Annotated in this window: 17 protein-coding genes and 1 tRNA gene; 9 read left to right on the top strand and 9 right to left on the bottom strand. The window is 63.0% G+C overall.

Annotation, left to right across the window (positions count from 1 at the left end; all coding sequences use genetic code 11):
- Window positions 1-24: 24 nt before the first annotated feature.
- The 3 genes from NLM31_RS26405 to NLM31_RS26395 all read left to right on the top strand — a co-directional run bounded on the left by NLM31_RS26405 (window position 25) and on the right by NLM31_RS26395 (window position 1,448).
- A complete protein-coding gene (locus NLM31_RS26405; RefSeq protein ID WP_254194154.1) occupies window positions 25-582 on the top strand; it encodes a hypothetical protein in 558 nt (185 codons plus the stop codon).
- A gap of 162 nt (window positions 583-744) precedes the next feature.
- Complete coding sequence (locus NLM31_RS26400) at window positions 745-1,218, top strand: hypothetical protein (protein WP_254194153.1); 474 nt, start codon at window positions 745-747, stop codon at window positions 1,216-1,218.
- Between the two features lie 153 nt (window positions 1,219-1,371).
- Window positions 1,372-1,448, top strand: a tRNA-Arg gene (locus NLM31_RS26395).
- Between the two features lie 50 nt (window positions 1,449-1,498).
- Here NLM31_RS26395 and NLM31_RS26390 read toward each other — a convergent pair.
- The 4 genes from NLM31_RS26390 to NLM31_RS26375 form a co-directional block, all read right to left on the bottom strand.
- Entirely contained in the window at window positions 1,499-1,651 is a 153-nt protein-coding gene (locus tag NLM31_RS26390; protein ID WP_187437379.1) for a hypothetical protein, read from the bottom strand.
- Window positions 1,652-1,712: 61 nt separating this feature from the next.
- A complete protein-coding gene (locus tag NLM31_RS26385; protein ID WP_254194152.1) occupies window positions 1,713-2,717 on the bottom strand; it encodes a helix-turn-helix domain-containing protein in 1,005 nt (334 codons plus the stop codon).
- A 442-nt stretch (window positions 2,718-3,159) separates the two neighbouring features.
- A complete protein-coding gene (locus tag NLM31_RS26380) occupies window positions 3,160-3,447 on the bottom strand; it encodes a hypothetical protein (protein WP_254194151.1) in 288 nt (95 codons plus the stop codon).
- Window positions 3,448-3,878: 431 nt separating this feature from the next.
- Window positions 3,879-4,142, bottom strand: coding sequence for a hypothetical protein (locus NLM31_RS26375; protein WP_254194150.1), 264 nt, complete (start codon window positions 4,140-4,142; stop codon window positions 3,879-3,881).
- Window positions 4,143-4,440: 298 nt separating this feature from the next.
- On the opposite strand from NLM31_RS26375, the gene NLM31_RS26370 reads away from it, so the two are divergent.
- From NLM31_RS26370 to NLM31_RS26360, 3 genes are all read left to right on the top strand, one after another.
- Window positions 4,441-4,887 (top strand): hypothetical protein, encoded by a 447-nt coding sequence (locus NLM31_RS26370; protein WP_254132126.1) that lies wholly within the window; start codon window positions 4,441-4,443, stop codon window positions 4,885-4,887.
- 88 nt (window positions 4,888-4,975) lie between these two features.
- On the top strand, window positions 4,976-5,854 hold the full coding sequence (locus NLM31_RS26365; protein ID WP_254194149.1) for a DMT family transporter: 879 nt from the start codon (window positions 4,976-4,978) through the stop codon (window positions 5,852-5,854).
- 88 nt (window positions 5,855-5,942) lie between these two features.
- Entirely contained in the window at window positions 5,943-6,686 is a 744-nt protein-coding gene (locus tag NLM31_RS26360) for a hypothetical protein (protein WP_254194148.1), read from the top strand.
- Between the two features lie 57 nt (window positions 6,687-6,743).
- On the opposite strand, the gene NLM31_RS26355 is transcribed toward NLM31_RS26360, so the two are convergent.
- Both NLM31_RS26355 and NLM31_RS26350 read right to left on the bottom strand, forming a co-directional pair.
- On the bottom strand, window positions 6,744-7,043 hold the full coding sequence (locus NLM31_RS26355) for a histone (RefSeq protein ID WP_254194147.1): 300 nt from the start codon (window positions 7,041-7,043) through the stop codon (window positions 6,744-6,746).
- A 68-nt stretch (window positions 7,044-7,111) separates the two neighbouring features.
- A complete protein-coding gene (locus tag NLM31_RS26350) occupies window positions 7,112-8,503 on the bottom strand; it encodes a deoxyribodipyrimidine photo-lyase (protein WP_254196265.1) in 1,392 nt (463 codons plus the stop codon).
- A 170-nt stretch (window positions 8,504-8,673) separates the two neighbouring features.
- Here NLM31_RS26350 and NLM31_RS26345 point away from each other — a divergent pair, with 170 nt between their 5' ends.
- Entirely contained in the window at window positions 8,674-10,404 is a 1,731-nt protein-coding gene (locus tag NLM31_RS26345; protein WP_254194146.1) for a methyl-accepting chemotaxis protein, read from the top strand.
- A 94-nt stretch (window positions 10,405-10,498) separates the two neighbouring features.
- A complete protein-coding gene (locus NLM31_RS26340; RefSeq protein WP_254194145.1) occupies window positions 10,499-10,894 on the top strand; it encodes a DUF2177 family protein in 396 nt (131 codons plus the stop codon).
- A gap of 17 nt (window positions 10,895-10,911) precedes the next feature.
- Here the strand turns inward: NLM31_RS26340 and NLM31_RS26335 are convergent, their stop codons facing one another.
- Entirely contained in the window at window positions 10,912-11,571 is a 660-nt protein-coding gene (locus NLM31_RS26335; protein WP_148777002.1) for a peroxiredoxin, read from the bottom strand.
- A gap of 392 nt (window positions 11,572-11,963) precedes the next feature.
- Here NLM31_RS26335 and NLM31_RS26330 point away from each other — a divergent pair, with 392 nt between their 5' ends.
- On the top strand, window positions 11,964-12,542 hold the full coding sequence (locus tag NLM31_RS26330) for a hypothetical protein (protein ID WP_254132120.1): 579 nt from the start codon (window positions 11,964-11,966) through the stop codon (window positions 12,540-12,542).
- 68 nt (window positions 12,543-12,610) lie between these two features.
- On the opposite strand, the gene NLM31_RS26325 is transcribed toward NLM31_RS26330, so the two are convergent.
- Window positions 12,611-14,467: an alkaline phosphatase family protein gene (locus NLM31_RS26325; RefSeq protein ID WP_254194144.1), complete on the bottom strand. Its 1,857-nt coding sequence runs from the start codon at window positions 14,465-14,467 to the stop codon at window positions 12,611-12,613.
- Window positions 14,468-15,101: 634 nt separating this feature from the next.
- Window positions 15,102-15,419, bottom strand: coding sequence for a response regulator transcription factor (locus NLM31_RS26320; RefSeq protein ID WP_254132118.1), 318 nt, complete (start codon window positions 15,417-15,419; stop codon window positions 15,102-15,104).
- Window positions 15,420-15,455: the final 36 nt, after the last annotated feature.

The raw sequence follows: 15,455 nt of genomic DNA, 5'->3' as shown, positions 1-15,455 counted from the left end.
AGGAAGGAGGCGAGTGACGCACCCATGAACGCAGGGTTTGGCCGGATCGGATTGGGAAGCTTCGCCGGGAATGGCGAGGGGCCGCCGCGGCTCCGCTCCCCAGCAAGCGTCTGGCTCAAGCGAGGCGTGTTGTGGCTGCTGGCGGCACTTGTGGTTGGCGGGGCTGTCTGGCTATTGATGCCGCCCTCCGAAGGCAATGTCGCGCCAACCGAGCCGACCAAATTGGCGCTGGCAAGCATCGATCCAGCTGCTCCGACAACCGCCTCAGATACCTCCGCTGCTGAGCCGGCCGGGCTCGACCGGATGAAGATTTCATCGCAGACCTGGCGGCGCGGCGGGCTCGGCTCGAAGGCGCTCGTGACCTTCACCGTGCGAAATGACAATGACTATGCCGTTAAGGATGTCGAGATCGTCTGCGCCTTCACGCGGCGCGACGGCAGCCATCTGACCGACCGCGGCCGCGTGCTGGCCGACATTGTCGGCATGAAGAGTCGCAAGACTTTTGCGCGCGTCCCGGTCGGATTCGTCAACGTGAATGCCGATCAGGCGACATGTTCGCTGGTCACGGCGCGGCGCGCCTAAGGAGCCAGACATTCCGCTAGCGGAAAAGTTACCGTCCTAGTCCCTTGGCCAGAATCTTGGCGTTCCCATTTGAACCAAAGGGCAGGGTGCAGGAACCAATTAGAGGATCGCCGGTTGAGGCGAAGAGCCCACGCGGGGATTGCGGGGGGCGGAGCGCGGCCAATGCCCATCTTTCGGTATTTCATGTTCGTCGGTGGAGCGCTGCTCGCACTGTTGTTCGCGGCTGATTTCGTTTGGCCGACGTCGCCGGCCGGGCAAGCGGTTGCGACTGCAGGCTATTATGACCAGCCGCTGATCCGGATCCGGTCCGATCGTCATCTGCCTGATCGTGTCGTACTCGACACCAGCCAGCCGACCGTCGCCGTGCCGGTCGTGCAGACGGCCGCCGCCGCGGCGCCTCAGGCGACTGCGCAGCCGGACCCGCTGGCTGACATCTCGGCAAAGGCGCGGGTGCGCGAGACTTTCGCTCAGTTCACGCCGAAAGCTCAGGCCCAAACGACGCAGACTCCGCAGGTTCAGGCCCCCGTTCAGCCCAAACGGAAGGTGGCCCGGGCGCGTCCGGCGCCGCAGCGCGGCCAGCCGATGATGCTGGTGGCACAGCAGCCGCATTTCGGTTTTTTCAACTCGACCTGGTAACAAGCGCGCCTCTGCTCCGCCTCGATAAAGGCGGGGAGGGCTTTTTATTGTCCGGTCTCTCTGCTAATTCGAACCGATCCGAGCGTCGCAGCCAGCTGGCCTGCCAGTCAGCGTCAGCGGCGCTTCGGTTTGTGGCCCAAGACCGGGGCCCGGGCGCTCGTAGCTCAGCTGGATAGAGCATCGGATTTCGATTCCGAGGGTCGGGAGTTCGAATCTCTCCGAGCGCGCCATTTGTCAGGCCACAGCCTTCAGGCCTGACCACGCAATCCGTAAATCTCGCCTACTTGCCCTGGATCTTGAGCCCGTTGGGGCCAACGTTGATCTGGAGGCCGTCAGGCTGCTTCTTCGCCTGATAGAGATTGTAGCCAAGTACCCCCGCCGTCACGACCAATGCGCCAATAATGAGAAACAACAGATTGCGGCTAATGGACATCCGTTTCCTTTGAACCAAGGTTGCTGACAGTGAAGAAACGCCGTGCAGCACGTGCGTGGCTTCAAAACTGTCCGGCACTGGCAACGTGGTTCATCAGCACTTGTTCCGGAGCAGCCGTGCGCGAGCGGGCCCGCGCCAGCGTGTCCGAGGGCGCCTCGTGGAAGGTCGCGCGGTATGCTGCGGCAAACTCGCCGAGGTGATGAAAGCCCTGGGCGCGCGCGCACGAGGCGACCGACGCGCCACCGCTCCTGAGGAGCTGCGTGCGGGTGGCCCACAGCCGCTTCAGGCGGATGTATTGATGCAGGCTCATGCCGCGCACCTTGGCTACGGCACCGCCGAGGGTCCGGATCGAGACGCCGAACTCACCGGCGAGATCGGCCGTATAGATCGGGGCGGTCGGATAGGCTGCGACGTAGTCGTCGATCTGCTGCACGAGCCTGGCGGATCGCGCACCCGCATTCGGGGCGCTACGCTCCGACAATGGGTTCGTTCGAAACAGGTCGTCGAAAGCGAGCAACAGCCCCTCCTGGAGATGGCTGGCGGCTTCCGTGGTCTCGAACATGTGCGGCGCGAACGACGCGGTCCTGAGGATGTCGAGCACAAGCTGTCGCGCATAGAGATGCGCAACCGGGTCGGCGATGCGAACCCACAACGCGTCGGCGCGATCGAACCAGCCGCGATCCCTGAGCGTAGGCGAGAACATGATCAGTGCATGATGATTGATCTTGGGCTCGACGAAATGGCAGTGATGATTGCCGCGCAAGGCGACGAAAAAGCGCGCGTCGAGATCCATGCCGCTCGAACTGGCGCGCAGATCATCGCTCATCGGCAGGATGACCATGCCGCCCGGCGCGCGATAGGTGGTCTCCAGGATGCGTGCAAACGACCGCGCCACGATGATGCGGCAGGCCGGCAGGTTCACGATCGCTCGCGCCGCGGCGAAATTTGCGACGTCGAGCGGAATGCTCCGGGCGTCTTCCAGTGATTCAGCCGGTCGAAACGCGTCGACGTCGGTGAACCGGGTCAGTTGGAGCGCGGAGGATGGGGCGAGAGCGTCGAAGAACATGCGTCTGGCCGGATGCTGCAATGTGACAATAAAATGAACGTCAGTACATGGCCATCAATGGCGAAACAGGACGATTCAGTAAACAGGATTCCATGCCGTAATATTGCGGACATCATCCCACGAGGATGATCGGATTGATGTCACCGTCAACGGTCTCGGCTCATAGGTTGACCCGTTGTGAGGTCAATGAAATGGAGCCGCGTACAGGCAGGGCAGGCGAAGGACTCGAAGCTTCGCCCCTCGCGTCCCTGCCGCTTCTCGAGATGGGTTTGCACGTTCATGCCCGTCTGCGGGCACCGGAAAACAATCAGATCGGCCATCGGCACAGAATGGCTGCGCGACGAATTTCATCTTTGATCTAGATCAGTTTTGGAATTGCTCCAGGCGAGAGCGCCACCGCGATCTCGCAAATGCGAAGGGGCCCGGAGGGCCCCCTCAGATTTCACCAGCGGCGATAGCCGTAATAGCCGGGCCCATAGACACGCGGGCCATAATAGCGCGGCGGTCCATAATATCGGGGGCCGTAATACGGCGCCGGCGCGCCGTAATATCCATAATAATTCGGACGCCAGAAACAGCGCCCCCAAGCGTCGCAGACCATACGGACCTGCTCGACGTTTGAAACCTGCGGTGCCGCAGGCGCGGGCGCAACGGGCATGGCTGACGCCGTCGGCGATGCCGCGATGGCACCGAAAAGGGACGCGACGACGAGGCCGATCTTAAGCTTCATAATGTCTTCCTCCGCTTACGCGATACAGGGTATCGAAGTTGTTCTGATCAAATTGTGGCAGAACCGAAATGTAATGCTGATGAACAAATCTTCAGCTTGCCCGCCGCAGGCCTGACCTCAACTCAGCAAGAGTATCCCAGGTTCTCGCGTGTGACCAATGCTTCGACTGCCCGCAGGACATCCATTGGTATCCTTGTTTCTACGCAATCCGGCGGCGCGGCTTCATCCGTAACCTTGTCGTCACGGGCAATCTTCCGCCAAATTCGAAGAGTGGGCTTGTCAGGATTGGATCGTCGTGTGCAGCGGACGCTCGGCGCTCCGGGACGAGGTGGGAAAGAACCTCGTCAAGCGGCCGGTCTATCAGATCGAGAAGCAGGTGCTGCGGGGGCCACCGGTGAGGCCGCCCGCCGCAAGACAACGCAGCCGCGCCCTCAGAAGCAGGGGTGCCGCCGGCGGTCCTGGCCGACATAGGCGGCCGCGCTCTGGTAGCAGTGGTTGGTCGACGGGCCATTATAGAAGGCGAAGGTGCCGGGAGTGATGCCCGGGCCGTAATTGTGCAGATAGCTGATCGGGTAGGGTAGCGGGTTGGCGTAGTAGCGGTGGTGCCGGTGATGTCCCCGTGCCTCCGCAAGGCCAGGGGCAAGGATTGCGGCCGACAGGGCAGCAACCGCGGCTACAAGCTTCAACTTGCTCATCTCGATTCTCCGGAACCCGCGAATAAGTCTCCCATCTATAGCCATTTCGGGCCGCCGAGGCACCCGTCCCAGGCCCGGAAATCGGGGCAGATCGGGCAGATTCCCGGGTGGGTGTGACAGAATTGCCGGAACCGGGGCCGAAGCCTGCCCATTTTTGGCCTTTTCGGGATGCTTAACGAATTCCCCACACAAGTATGGCCAAAGAGAATTCGGTTTAAGATTCCTCCCGGCCCGGGGTTTTCCTTGGGGGCTCGTCGCGGCCGGTTCGTTCCTGCAAGGGTTTCGTCGTCACGCTGCCATGCGCATCACGCTCCTCAGCCTGCTGTTGCTCTTCGTCGCTGCTGCCACGCCAGCGCGCGCGGAACTGCACATCACCCGCGACCATGGCGGCTACGTCGAGGAGTACAAGGTCAAGTACAAGCGCGTCCGCGACAAGGGCGAGCGGGTCATCATCGATGGCATCTGCAATTCGGCCTGCACGCTGGTGCTCGGCATCGTGCCGATGAACAAGATCTGCGTGACGCCGCGCGCGAGCCTCGGCTTCCATCAAGCCTATTACGACAAGGCCTTCACCTTCGGCATCAAGGTCACGAGCTCGGAAGGGACGTCCGACCTGATGTCCTACTATCCTGACACGGTGAAGGACTGGATCCGACGCAATGGCGGGCTCACCACCGACATGAAGAAGATCAAGAACGGCGTCGAGCTCTGGAAGATCATCGATCCCTGTCCGGAAGAATGGTGATCGGCTGATCCGAGCCGCGTCTCCCTCGCAGCGCAGCATCCGAAATTCGCATTGCCGCACCGCCACCACTCGGGCAATGAGGGCGGCAATGAATCATAACCAGGAAAATCTGGCCGCGCGGGCGGCGCCGGTGCTGTTCGTGCTGCTGTGGAGCACCGGCTTCATCGGCACCAAATACGTCATCAACAACGCCGATCCCTTGACCTATCTCGCCATCCGCATGGCGGTGGTGGTCGTGCTGATGGCGATCATTGCGGCGATTGCCCGCCCGAAATGGCCTGACCGTATCGGCATCGCGCACAGTGCCGTCGCCGGTATTCTCGTTCACGGCTTCTATCTCGGCGGCACCGCGATTGCGATCGCGCATTCGATTCCGGCGGGGCTCTCCGCGCTCATTCCCGGCCTGCAGCCGATCCTGACATCGACCATCGCCAACCGCTGGCTCGGCGAGAAGGTGACGCCGGTGCAATGGGGCGGTTTGCTGCTCGGTCTCGGCGGCGTGGCGCTGATCCTGCACAATCGTCCCATGACCGGCGAGGCGGGGCTCGGCTGGCTCGCTTCGGTGGTCTCGCTGATCAGCATCACGCTCGGCACGCTCTATCAGCGCCGCTACTGCAATCACATCGATTGGCGCGCGGGCAACCTCGTCCAGTATGTGGCCGTCACGATCTTCTTCACGGTCGGCGCCTTCCTGTTCGAGGACCGCGTCGTGCACTGGACGCGGGAGTTCGTGCTTGCGCTCGGCTGGCTTGCGGTCGCGCTCTCGATCGGGTCGATCGGGCTGTTGTACTGGTTGATCCGCCACGCGGCGGCGACGTCGGTTGCGAGCCTGTTCTATCTGGTGCCCGCGGTGACCGCGCTGATGGCCTATCTGCTGTTCGGCGAGAAGCTCGATGCGCTGGCGATCGGCGGCATGGCGATGTGCGCGGCCGCGGTGTTCGTGGTCAACCGGCGCTTCGGAGCGTAGGCCCGTTGCCGGAATACATCCCTGACGTGCGCGTCGCGTTCGTGCTAGGCTTGCCGCATTTCAGTTGCCCTTTCACGCGGTGATTTCCATGAAGAAGGCGAAGCGCGCACTGCTCGGCAAGTCCCTGAGGCCGGTTCGGATTGCCTGCATCAACTACGCCAGGGAATCCATCGGCGATCGCGATATGAGCCGGCTCACCGCGGCGCTCCAGAGGTGCTACGACAAGCATTTCCTGCCGGTGTGGGGCTATCCGATCGACCTCTATGTCACGCGCAAGCCGAAGGCCACCGACTGGCAACTGGTCTATTTCGACGATGCCTTGCATAAGAACATGCTCGGGCGGCACGAACTGACCCACCGCGGCCAGCCGATCTCGAAGATCTTCGTCAAGGCGTTGGGCGACGAGCCGATCAGTGTTGCGGCCTCGCACGAGCTGTTCGAGATGGTGCTCGACCCCATGGCCAATCTCTGGGCCGACAAGAATCCGAATACCCAATATGCCTATGAGGTCTGCGACGCGGTGGAGGAGGACTCCTTCGACGTCGACGGCTTGCCGATGTCGAACTTCGTCTATCCGTCCTGGTTCGAGCCATTCAAGCATCCCCGTGGTACCAAGTTCGATCACAAGGGAACGCTGAAGGCGCCGTTCTCGATGACCGAGGGTGGCTACGTCATCAAGAAGGTCAACGGGAGGAAGGTGATCAAGGCGTTCGGCTCACCCGCAAAGCGGCGGCGCTTCAACGCTGAAGACCGGCGCGGCCATCGCAGCGAGTTTCGCGATCCGAAGGGAAAGCACCACCCGGGCCGGCGCGCGTCGAAGCGGAGAGGCTAGGGCCTCGAGAGCAGACATCTCCGGGCGCCCGCACCCGGAGACCTCGTCGCGCCGCGATCAGCGCCTGGCCTTCTTGGCCTTCTTCTTGGCAGCCTTCTTAGCGGTCTTTTTGTTAGCGGTCTTTTTGGCGGCCTTCTTCGCGGACTTCTTGGCCGCCTTCTTCGACGACTTCTTGGCGGCCTTTTTGGCCTTCTTCTTGGAAGCCTTCTTTGCCTTCTTCGGCGCGACCTTCTTCGCGACCTTCTTGGCGGCCTTCTTCACCTTCTTCACGGCGGTGACCGCTGCGTCCTTGGTCGCTTCCACGGCGCTGGTGATCGTCTCCATCGCCTGCTCGGTGATCGGCTTGTCATCGTCCATATCGTGTCCCCCACGGTTTGTATGGAGCGATGACGATAGCGGGTTTCATCATTGTGTCAAAGCAACGCTCAACCTTTGCGGATCTTGGCGTAAGCGGCGAGCGCGCGCTCGCGTCCCCTGGCATGATCGACGATCGGTTGCGGATAGGTCTTGCCGAGCGTGACGCCGGCGCTCGCAAGCTCGATTGGTGTCGCCTGCCAGGGCTGATGGATCAGCTTCGCCGGCACGTCTTTCAGTTCCGGTACCCAGCGTCGGACATAGGTTCCGTCAGGATCGAACTTCTCGCCCTGGAGCGTTGGGTTGAACACGCGGAAGTAGGGCGCGGCGTCGGCGCCGCAGCCGGCGACCCATTGCCAGTTGGCCGGATTGCTGCCGGCATCCGCATCGACCAACGTGTCCCAGAACCACGCTTCGCCGTCGCGCCAGTCGATCAGGAGATGCTTGACCAGGAACGAGGCGACCACCATCCGGACTCGATTGTGCATCACACCGGTGTGCCAAAGCTCGCGCATGCCGGCATCGACGATGGGATAGCCGGTGCGGCCGTGCTGCCAGGCGGCAAGCGCCTTCTTGTCGGACTTCCAGGGGAAGTCGTCGAAGCTGCCTTGCAGGTTCTCGGTGGCGAGGTTCGCATGATCGTGGAGCAGGTGGCGGCAGAACTCGCGCCAGCCGAGCTCGCTCAGGAACTTGTCGATGCCGGATCCGATCGCCGGATTCTCCGCCGCGGCAAACCGCGCGGCGTGAAAGACCTGGCGCGGGCTGAGCTCGCCGAACCGCAAATGCGGCGAGAGACCTGAGGTGCCCTCGCGATCCGGGCGATCGCGGTCGCCGACATAGGTGCGCGCGGTGTGCTTGAGGAAGTCGCGCAATCTTGCACGTGCTGAGGCTTCGCCGGGCGTCCAGCTCTCCCGCAGGCCGCCGGCCCAGTCTGGCTTGGTCGGCTCGAGCTTCCAGCTCTCGAGGCTGTCACTCGCGATCTTCGCGGCTGGGCGAAGCTCCTTTGGTGCGGGCAGCGGTTTGGGTGGATCGCCGAGCGACAGCACCCGCCGCCAGAACGGCGTGAACACGCGCAGGCCCCGGCCTTCCTTGTTGCGGATCGCCGAGGGCGGAACCAGCAAGTCGCCGGGAAAACTTTGCGAGTCCACGCCGAGCTTTGCCAGCGCTGCTTCGAGCTGTTTCCCGACGGCCTGATGTGGGCCCTGAGCGATCGTATTCCAATAGACCGCGCCGGCGCGGCTCTCACGTGCCACGTCGGGGATCACCCTCGCAGCCGGTCCCTTGCGCAGGACCAGCGATCCGCCGCGCGCCGCGATATCGGCGCCGAGTGCGCGCAGCGATTGCGCCAGCCACCAGCGCGTTGCGCCCCCGGGTGCCCGTCCGGCTGCGTCGTCCAGGACGTAGAGGCAGATCACCGGCGCGCCGGTCTTGGCGGCGGCATGGAGGGCGGGATGATCGGACAGACGAAGGTCGTCGCGAAACCAGACGATGACAGGCGGGGGGCTTGGCGGGGTCAGGGAATGTCCTCGTTTACGATCTGGAAAGGGTGTCGCGCGGGGCGCTGTGAACCGTCGTTAATGGGGTCGTAAGCGGATTGCATGAATATGCAGGAATTCCGGGGGTAGTTCCATTCATGACCAACTCATTAACGGCGAAGTTCGTGCCGCAATTCAAGCTGGGTACCAAGGCCGTCCTGTGTGCCGTCCTGCTGATTGCGATGAACACCGCATTGGTGGTCGGCGCCGGCTATTGGTCGCTCACCTCCGCCTTCAACGATCGCGCGCTGCGCGACATCGAGGTCAGCCTGCGCACGCTGGCCCTGGCCTTCGCCGAGATCGTTCCCGATGCCAGGATCACGATGCGGGATGGCGCGGTGGCGCGTGCCGAAATCGCCAAGATGCCGGACTTCAAAGATCACGCCATCGTCGATCGTGCGGTGTCCTATGTGGGCGGCAACGCGACCCTGTTCGTGTTTGACGATGCGAGCGGGCAGTTCGTCCGCCGCTCGACCAATGTGAAGAAGGAGAACGGCGACCGCGCTGTCGGCACCCAGCTTGCCGCCGACCATCCGGCGCAGGCCGTCTTGCGGCGTGGCGAAGCCTATAAGGGGCCGGCCACGCTGTTCGGCAAGTCCTTCATGACCGCTTATTTTCCGATCGCGGATGCAAGCGGCAAGATCGTCGGCATTCTCTATGTCGGCATCCCCATGGCGCAGTTCGAGGCGATGCTGGCCCAGGCGATCGAGAGCATGGCGGTGGCGGCCGGCATCGCCGCGTTGCTGGTTCTGGTCCTGACCATGCTGGTGGTCCGCCGCGTCACCCGGCCGCTCACCTCGGTCACGCGCTCGTTGACGGCGCTCGCCAACGGCCAGAGCGACGTCGCGATCGATTGCGACGACCGTGCCGACGAGATCGGCGAGATCGCCCGCACGGTTGCGGTGTTCAAGAGCAATTCGCTGGAGCGGGCGCGCATGCGCAGCGAGCAGGCGGAAGCCGCGGCTGCGGCGGCCGAGCAGCGCAAGGCCGATCTGCGCAACTTCGTCGCCGAGTTCCGCGGCAGTGTCGGCGGCATCCTCGACAAGGTGCTGCACGCCTCGGGCGAATTCGAGCGCGTGGCGCGGCAATTGACCGACACGGCCCGGTCCACCGCCGACCTCTCGGCGAAATCGGCCGGCGCGTCCGAGGAGGCCTCCGACCACGTCCGTTCGGCGGCGTCCGCCTCCGACGAACTGTCTCAATCGATCTCAGAGATCACCCGAAGGGTGCAGGAATCCAACGCGATCTCCGCCGAGGCGGTGCAGCAGGCCGAGGCCACCGACCAGCGCATCGCGCAGCTGTCGGAAGCAGGCTCCCGCATCGGCGACGTCGTCAAGCTGATCACCTCGATCGCCGAGCAGACCAATCTGCTGGCACTGAACGCCACCATCGAGGCCGCGCGCGCGGGCGATGCGGGGCGCGGTTTTGCCGTGGTGGCCCAGGAGGTCAAGACGCTCGCCGGCCAGACCGCCAAGGCGACCGACGAGATCTCGACCCAGATCGCGAGCATGCAGCTTGCGACCGAGGAGTCGGTGACCGCGATCAAGGCGATCACCGAGACCATCGAGCGTATCAGCGGCATCGCGAGCTCGATCTCGGCTGCGGTCGAGCAGCAGCGCAGCGCCACCCACAACATCGCCGCCAGCGTTCGCGCCGCGGCCTCGGGCACCGCCGATGTTGCCGTCAATGTCCGTCATGCGGCCGAGGGCGCCAGCGAGACGGGCGAGACCTCGAGCCGGATGTTTGCCTCTGCCCAGGCGCTGTCAGGCGAGAGCCTGCATCTGAAGGCCGAGGTCGACAGCTTCCTCGATCGCGTTCAGGCGGCTTGATCGGGGACTGGCGGGCTGAAACCATCGGCCCGCCGTGACGTAACTGACGGCATGATGTGACTGCCCGCGAGGCCTGCGGGCAGGGAGACCGCCAGTGAACCGCCTTGTCGTGCTCTATCTCGCAACCCTCGTCATCCTGACCGGGCTGGATTTCCTGTTCTTGGGACTGGTCGCCAAGGGCTTCTTCACCGCTGAGGTTGGCGACATGCTGGGCGAGCTGAAGCCTTTTCCGGCGATCCTGTTCTATCTGCTCTATGTCGGCGGCGTTTTGATCTTCGTCAGCGGCTCGGTTGGCGCGACGTGGCAATCGACGCTGCTCTATGGCGCGCTGTTCGGGCTGTTTTGCTACGCGACGTTCGATCTCACTGCGCTTGCGCTCCTGAAGCATTGGAGCTGGCCGGTCGCGTTCCTCGACATCGGCTGGGGCGCGGTGGTGACCGCGGTCTCGTCGACCGCGGGTCTGTTGGTGGCGGATCGTGTGACCGGATAAGCCGTTACTTCAAGTCGTCATTTGGGCTGCGGCACGATGCGGATGTAGGGCTTCGGCTCTTTCCAGCCCTGCGGATAGATCGTCTTGGCCTCGTCGTTGGAAACCGAACCCGCGATGATCACGTCCTCGCCCTGCGACCAGTCGGCCGGCGTCGCGACGCGATGCTTGGCGGTGAGCTGGAGCGAGTCGATCACGCGCAGGATCTCCTGGAAGTTCCGACCCGTCGTCATCGGATAGACCAGCACGAGCTTGATCTTCTTGTCCGGCCCGATGATGAAGACGTTGCGGACGGTCTGGTTGTCGGCCGGCGTGCGGGTGAGAGGATCACCCGAGGTCGAAGCCGGCAGCATGCCGTAGAGCTTCGAGACGTTGAAATCGGTGTCGCCGATCATCGGGTAGTTCGGCGCAGCGCCTTGCGTCTCCTTGATGTCCTCCGACCACTTCGAATGGCGGTCGACAGGATCGACCGAGAGGCCCATCAGCTTGACGCCGCGCTTGTCGAACTCCGGCTTCAGCTTGGCGAGAGCGCCGAGCTCGGTCGTGCAAACCGGCGTGAAATCCTTCGGGTGCGAGAACAGCAGAGCCCAGCTGTTGCCGATCCAGTCGTGGAACTTGATCTTCCCTTCGGTGGTCTCGGCTTCGAAGTCGGGGGCGGTGGTGCCGATCGGGAGTGTCATGGTTCTACCTCATCGCTTTGAATTTACACGGAAATTCCTGCCTGGCCGTCGCCGGAAGTATAGGGGCTCGATGAGCCCAAGTGAACGGCAACTGAACTGCTTCAAGTAAAATGTGAATTCTTCCTCTGAAGGGCTGATTTGTCAGCACATTTTTGTTACGGCGGCAGCTGCGGCGAAACATCTCCACCGGGGCTTCACGGTCTGGATTGCCCCGATAAAGCCTTTTATGACCCGCATCACGCCCGCCCGACGCTCTCCGGAACCGAAACGGTCCTCGTAGCGACTAATCGGCAACCATTGAGAAAAGTCGCGATCCCCATATCGAATCATTAACCACCCCTTTACGCCCGCATGAAAATGCTGGTCGATCAGAAGAAATCTGGAAGTGAACTATGTCCGCCGCACTGCCCAAGTCCGCTCAAAAGTCCGTTGAAGCGCCGTCCCTCGAACCGTCCTGCCGCGATACCGCGGCCCATGCACTCTCTGTCGTGCGCGATGGCGTCATCACGGGCGAAGGCCCGACCACCAAGGGGCGGGTGCATTTTTCCCGCTCGCTCGATGCCGATGACACCGCCTGGTGTGCTCGTATCCTGACCGCGACCGCCGTCAACGACCAGCCGATCAGCCGCGCCGAAGCCGAAGCGCTGTTCGAGATCAACGAAGCTGCGACCGAGCGCACCGACGGCGGCCGGTTCGACGATTTGCTGACCAAGGCGGTGGCCCATTACGCCGCGAGCGCCTCCGGCCTGAAGGTGCCGCCGCGCAACGTCGCGCTGGCGCAGGACATCGAGAGCTGGGCGCCGTCTTATGCGTCCAAGGTCAACAGCGAGATGTTGGAGTGGATCGCCGGCCAGATGCGCGGCAAGCGCCACAACAACCGTCGTCTGATGGCGATGGTGGCGACCTTCCTGGGCGCCACCGCGCTGCCTCTGGCGGGCCAATTGCCGAACGTGTTCGACATCGGAATGTAAAAGATCCGGGCACGTAACATCGGAAATATTCTCGCGCCCCTTTCGAGGCGCGAGAGACAGCGGCGGGGTTATTTCCCCGCCGTTTTTTGTTTGCCGGCTTCCGGCTCGAGGCCCAGCGTGCGGCCGGGGAATCCGGCGGCGTCGAAATAGCGCTGGCTACCGACGCGCTGGACGTTGAGCACGGTCTCGAGACCATTCTCGGACTTCTTCTTCGACTTCTCCACGGCCTTGAATGCCTTCGGCACGATGCCGTTGGGCAGCGCTTCAGACATCACACGGCCGACCAGGCCGCCATTCTCCGAGCCGCGCAGGCCGAGGAGTTGAGCGGCAGTCATGCCGACGTCGGCATTGCTGACCGGCAGCTCGTCGACGAAGCCGGCTTTGAAGTCCGGACCGATCGCGGCCATGAAGTTGTAGGTGTCGCCACGGCTGAAGCTGCCGTGCATGCCCTGACCCTGACGCAGCACGGTGTCGGCGACCTGCACCGAGCAGTTGGTCGGCGCCTCGCCGCACTCGCTGGCATAGGAGCGGAAGTTGACCACGATCGCCGGCGTCGGTGTCGCCGCCTTGCCGCGCAGATTGATGCTCGACAGCGGCAGCGTGCCGGGGAAGCGGCCGAGCTGGTCGTCGACGAACAGGCCGGAGATGTAGTCCTGCTCCATCAGCGCCTTGATGGTCTTGGCCGCCAGCTTCTTGTCCTTGTTCGGCAGGTAGATCAGGTCCGAGCCGCCATTGGTGGCGACGACGAGGTCGGGCTTGGTCGGATCCTTGCCGAGCACGCCGTTGCCGGCCTTCGGATGGGCATTGCCGGTGACGGCCGCGTTCTTGTCGTTGGGGTCGAACAGCGGCAGGTCGAGCGCCTTGGCCAGATCGAGGGCGAGGAAGCCCATCGGCAAAAAGTCCTTCGGCGTGTCGTCATAGCTGAGCTTGGCCGAGGGGCTGGTCTTGCTCTCCTTGGAGATGGTCGAGAAGCCGTGGTCGGCCTGGATCATGATGTTGGTGTTGGCGGCGAGGCCAAGCTCGTCCAGTGCCTTGCGGATCTGGGCGAGGTTGTTGTCGACGTTCTTGATGCTCGCCATCGTGCTCGGGCCGTTGATGCCCGGCAGGATCTGGTTGAGGCTGTCGCCCTGGTTATGCTGGGTGCCGTCGGGATCGCGCGACCAGAACACCAGCACGAACGGTTTGTTGCGCGCCTTGAACATCGGCAGCACCACCTTGGTGGCGACGTCAGCGAAATAGGCCTGCTGCACCACGTTGGCCGTGGTGGTGCCGGGCGTCTTGGCGTCGCCCGCCTTGCCGTTGTCGCCGCGGCCGGGGGCGGTGAGGGCGAGACCGGCCTTGGTCAGCGCGTCCTTCATCTCGTCCGAGAGCGCCACGCCGGCCTTGCTGCCGGTGGCGTCGTCGATGACGATCGAGTGCTTGCCCGGCTTCTCGGGCTTGTCGGTGTGGTCCCACTGATAGGTCGGGCCGACCTTGCCGATCGCGGCCGTGCTCAGGCCCTTGTCGCGGGCCATCTTCAACACGGTCTCTTCGTTGAGATAATCGCCCTTGAAATGCTCGTCGATGTCGCCGAGCACGGAGTCGTTCTCGATGAAGGGGACCACGGTGTCGCCGGCAGGGACCGAGGTGTAGTTGGTCCAGATCGTGTTGGAGAACACGCCGGTGTCGCCGAGATAATGGCCGGTCGACATCGCCGAGCCATTGGCCATGGTGAAGGTCGGGAACAGCGAATGCGAGTTCTTGAAATTGACGCCCTTGTCGCGGACCTCGGCCATTGCCGGTGCGGTTTCGGGGGTGATCTTCAGCGCGCGCAGCCCGTCGGGGATGAACAGGATCAGGTTGCGGGGCGTGTTATTCTCGGCGGAGGCAAATCCGGTGGACAGCACTGTCAGTCCGGCTGACAGCAACACCAGTGAACGGCGCATCGTAATCTCCTAGCGGTAAGGCGGCTTGGCCGCCGAACCGCGGCCCCCGGCAATCGTTTAGTTTTGCTGTATGACAGTTTTGTTACAGAAGCGGATTGGCATGCAGAAGTGACGGGGAGGTGGCCCGGCGTCCACGCATTTGTCATTGCGGGGTGAAGAAAGGGTGGTGTGGGCGCACAACTGTCGCAACATCGTCATTGCGAGCGCAGCGGAGCAATCAGAGTCTTTCCGCGGACAGATCCTGGATTGCTTCGTCGCAAGAGCTCCTCTCAATGACGGAGGTGTAGGATGGGTAGAGCGAAGCGAAACCCATCAGCGCTTTCTCCGCGCGGAAACATGATGGGTTTCGCAAGTGCTCTACCCATCCTACGCCCCAGTAGACACACCTTCGCGTTCTCGCGGCTGTTCGCCCGAGCTTTGCTTTCATCGCCTCACCCTCCATTGAAAGAGGGCGCAGGGAAGACCGGGTGCCGGCGTCGTGACGATCGCGATAAGCCCTCTCTTCCTTGGGCGGGAGTGATTATCTTCTAACAAAATTCCGAATTCGAATAAAGAGAAATATTTTGTCGCCATGCTCTTGACCCCGGGCTTCGGTTTGCCCGACGGGTCACGCAAGGGATTGAGGCCGCGACGGTCATTCCGGCACGGTCGGCGCCAGCGGAGCTTGTGCGAGCGTCTGGACCGGCTTGACCTTCGTCGGGCTGGCTCCGTTCCCGGCTGGATCGCGCCGTGGTGAAAGCGGGGCCGCCTTGAGGGCATAGACGATCGCGATCTGGGTTCGGTTATGGAGGCGGTATTTGCGCATGATGTTGCCGATATGCGCCCGCACCGTGTTCTCCGAGATCTTGAGCTCGTAGGCGATGTTCTTGTTTTGCAGTCCGCGCGCAATGAGCATCATCAGCTCACGCTCACGCGGCGTCGGCGTAATCAAATCTGTCGAATCCGGGCTCATGACTTGCTCCTCCCAGGCCTCTGGTTTGATGTCGCG

Source organism: Bradyrhizobium sp. CCGUVB4N (assembly GCF_024199945.1).
In the GTDB taxonomy this organism is placed as follows: Bacteria; Pseudomonadota; Alphaproteobacteria; order Rhizobiales; family Xanthobacteraceae; genus Bradyrhizobium.
Note: the sequence above shows the minus strand (reverse complement) of the source record. Positions and strands in the feature narration are given on the sequence as shown.

Excerpts from the sequence above, each read along its gene's own strand:
- NLM31_RS26405 (WP_254194154.1), top strand. The coding sequence starts at position 25 with ATGAACGCAGGGTTTGGCCGGATCGGATTGGGAAGCTTCGCCGGGAAT.
- NLM31_RS26400 (WP_254194153.1), top strand. The coding sequence starts at position 745 with ATGCCCATCTTTCGGTATTTCATGTTCGTCGGTGGAGCGCTGCTCGCA.
- NLM31_RS26390 (WP_187437379.1), bottom strand. The coding sequence starts at position 1,651 with ATGTCCATTAGCCGCAATCTGTTGTTTCTCATTATTGGCGCATTGGTC.
- NLM31_RS26385 (WP_254194152.1), bottom strand. The coding sequence starts at position 2,717 with ATGTTCTTCGACGCTCTCGCCCCATCCTCCGCGCTCCAACTGACCCGG.
- NLM31_RS26380 (WP_254194151.1), bottom strand. The coding sequence starts at position 3,447 with ATGAAGCTTAAGATCGGCCTCGTCGTCGCGTCCCTTTTCGGTGCCATC.
- NLM31_RS26375 (WP_254194150.1), bottom strand. The coding sequence starts at position 4,142 with ATGAGCAAGTTGAAGCTTGTAGCCGCGGTTGCTGCCCTGTCGGCCGCA.
- NLM31_RS26370 (WP_254132126.1), top strand. The coding sequence starts at position 4,441 with ATGCGCATCACGCTCCTCAGCCTGCTGTTGCTCTTCGTCGCTGCTGCC.
- NLM31_RS26365 (WP_254194149.1), top strand. The coding sequence starts at position 4,976 with ATGAATCATAACCAGGAAAATCTGGCCGCGCGGGCGGCGCCGGTGCTG.
- NLM31_RS26360 (WP_254194148.1), top strand. The coding sequence starts at position 5,943 with ATGAAGAAGGCGAAGCGCGCACTGCTCGGCAAGTCCCTGAGGCCGGTT.
- NLM31_RS26355 (WP_254194147.1), bottom strand. The coding sequence starts at position 7,043 with ATGGACGATGACAAGCCGATCACCGAGCAGGCGATGGAGACGATCACC.
- NLM31_RS26345 (WP_254194146.1), top strand. The coding sequence starts at position 8,674 with ATGACCAACTCATTAACGGCGAAGTTCGTGCCGCAATTCAAGCTGGGT.
- NLM31_RS26335 (WP_148777002.1), bottom strand. The coding sequence starts at position 11,571 with ATGACACTCCCGATCGGCACCACCGCCCCCGACTTCGAAGCCGAGACC.
- NLM31_RS26330 (WP_254132120.1), top strand. The coding sequence starts at position 11,964 with ATGTCCGCCGCACTGCCCAAGTCCGCTCAAAAGTCCGTTGAAGCGCCG.
- NLM31_RS26325 (WP_254194144.1), bottom strand. The coding sequence starts at position 14,467 with ATGCGCCGTTCACTGGTGTTGCTGTCAGCCGGACTGACAGTGCTGTCC.
- NLM31_RS26320 (WP_254132118.1), bottom strand. The coding sequence starts at position 15,419 with ATGAGCCCGGATTCGACAGATTTGATTACGCCGACGCCGCGTGAGCGT.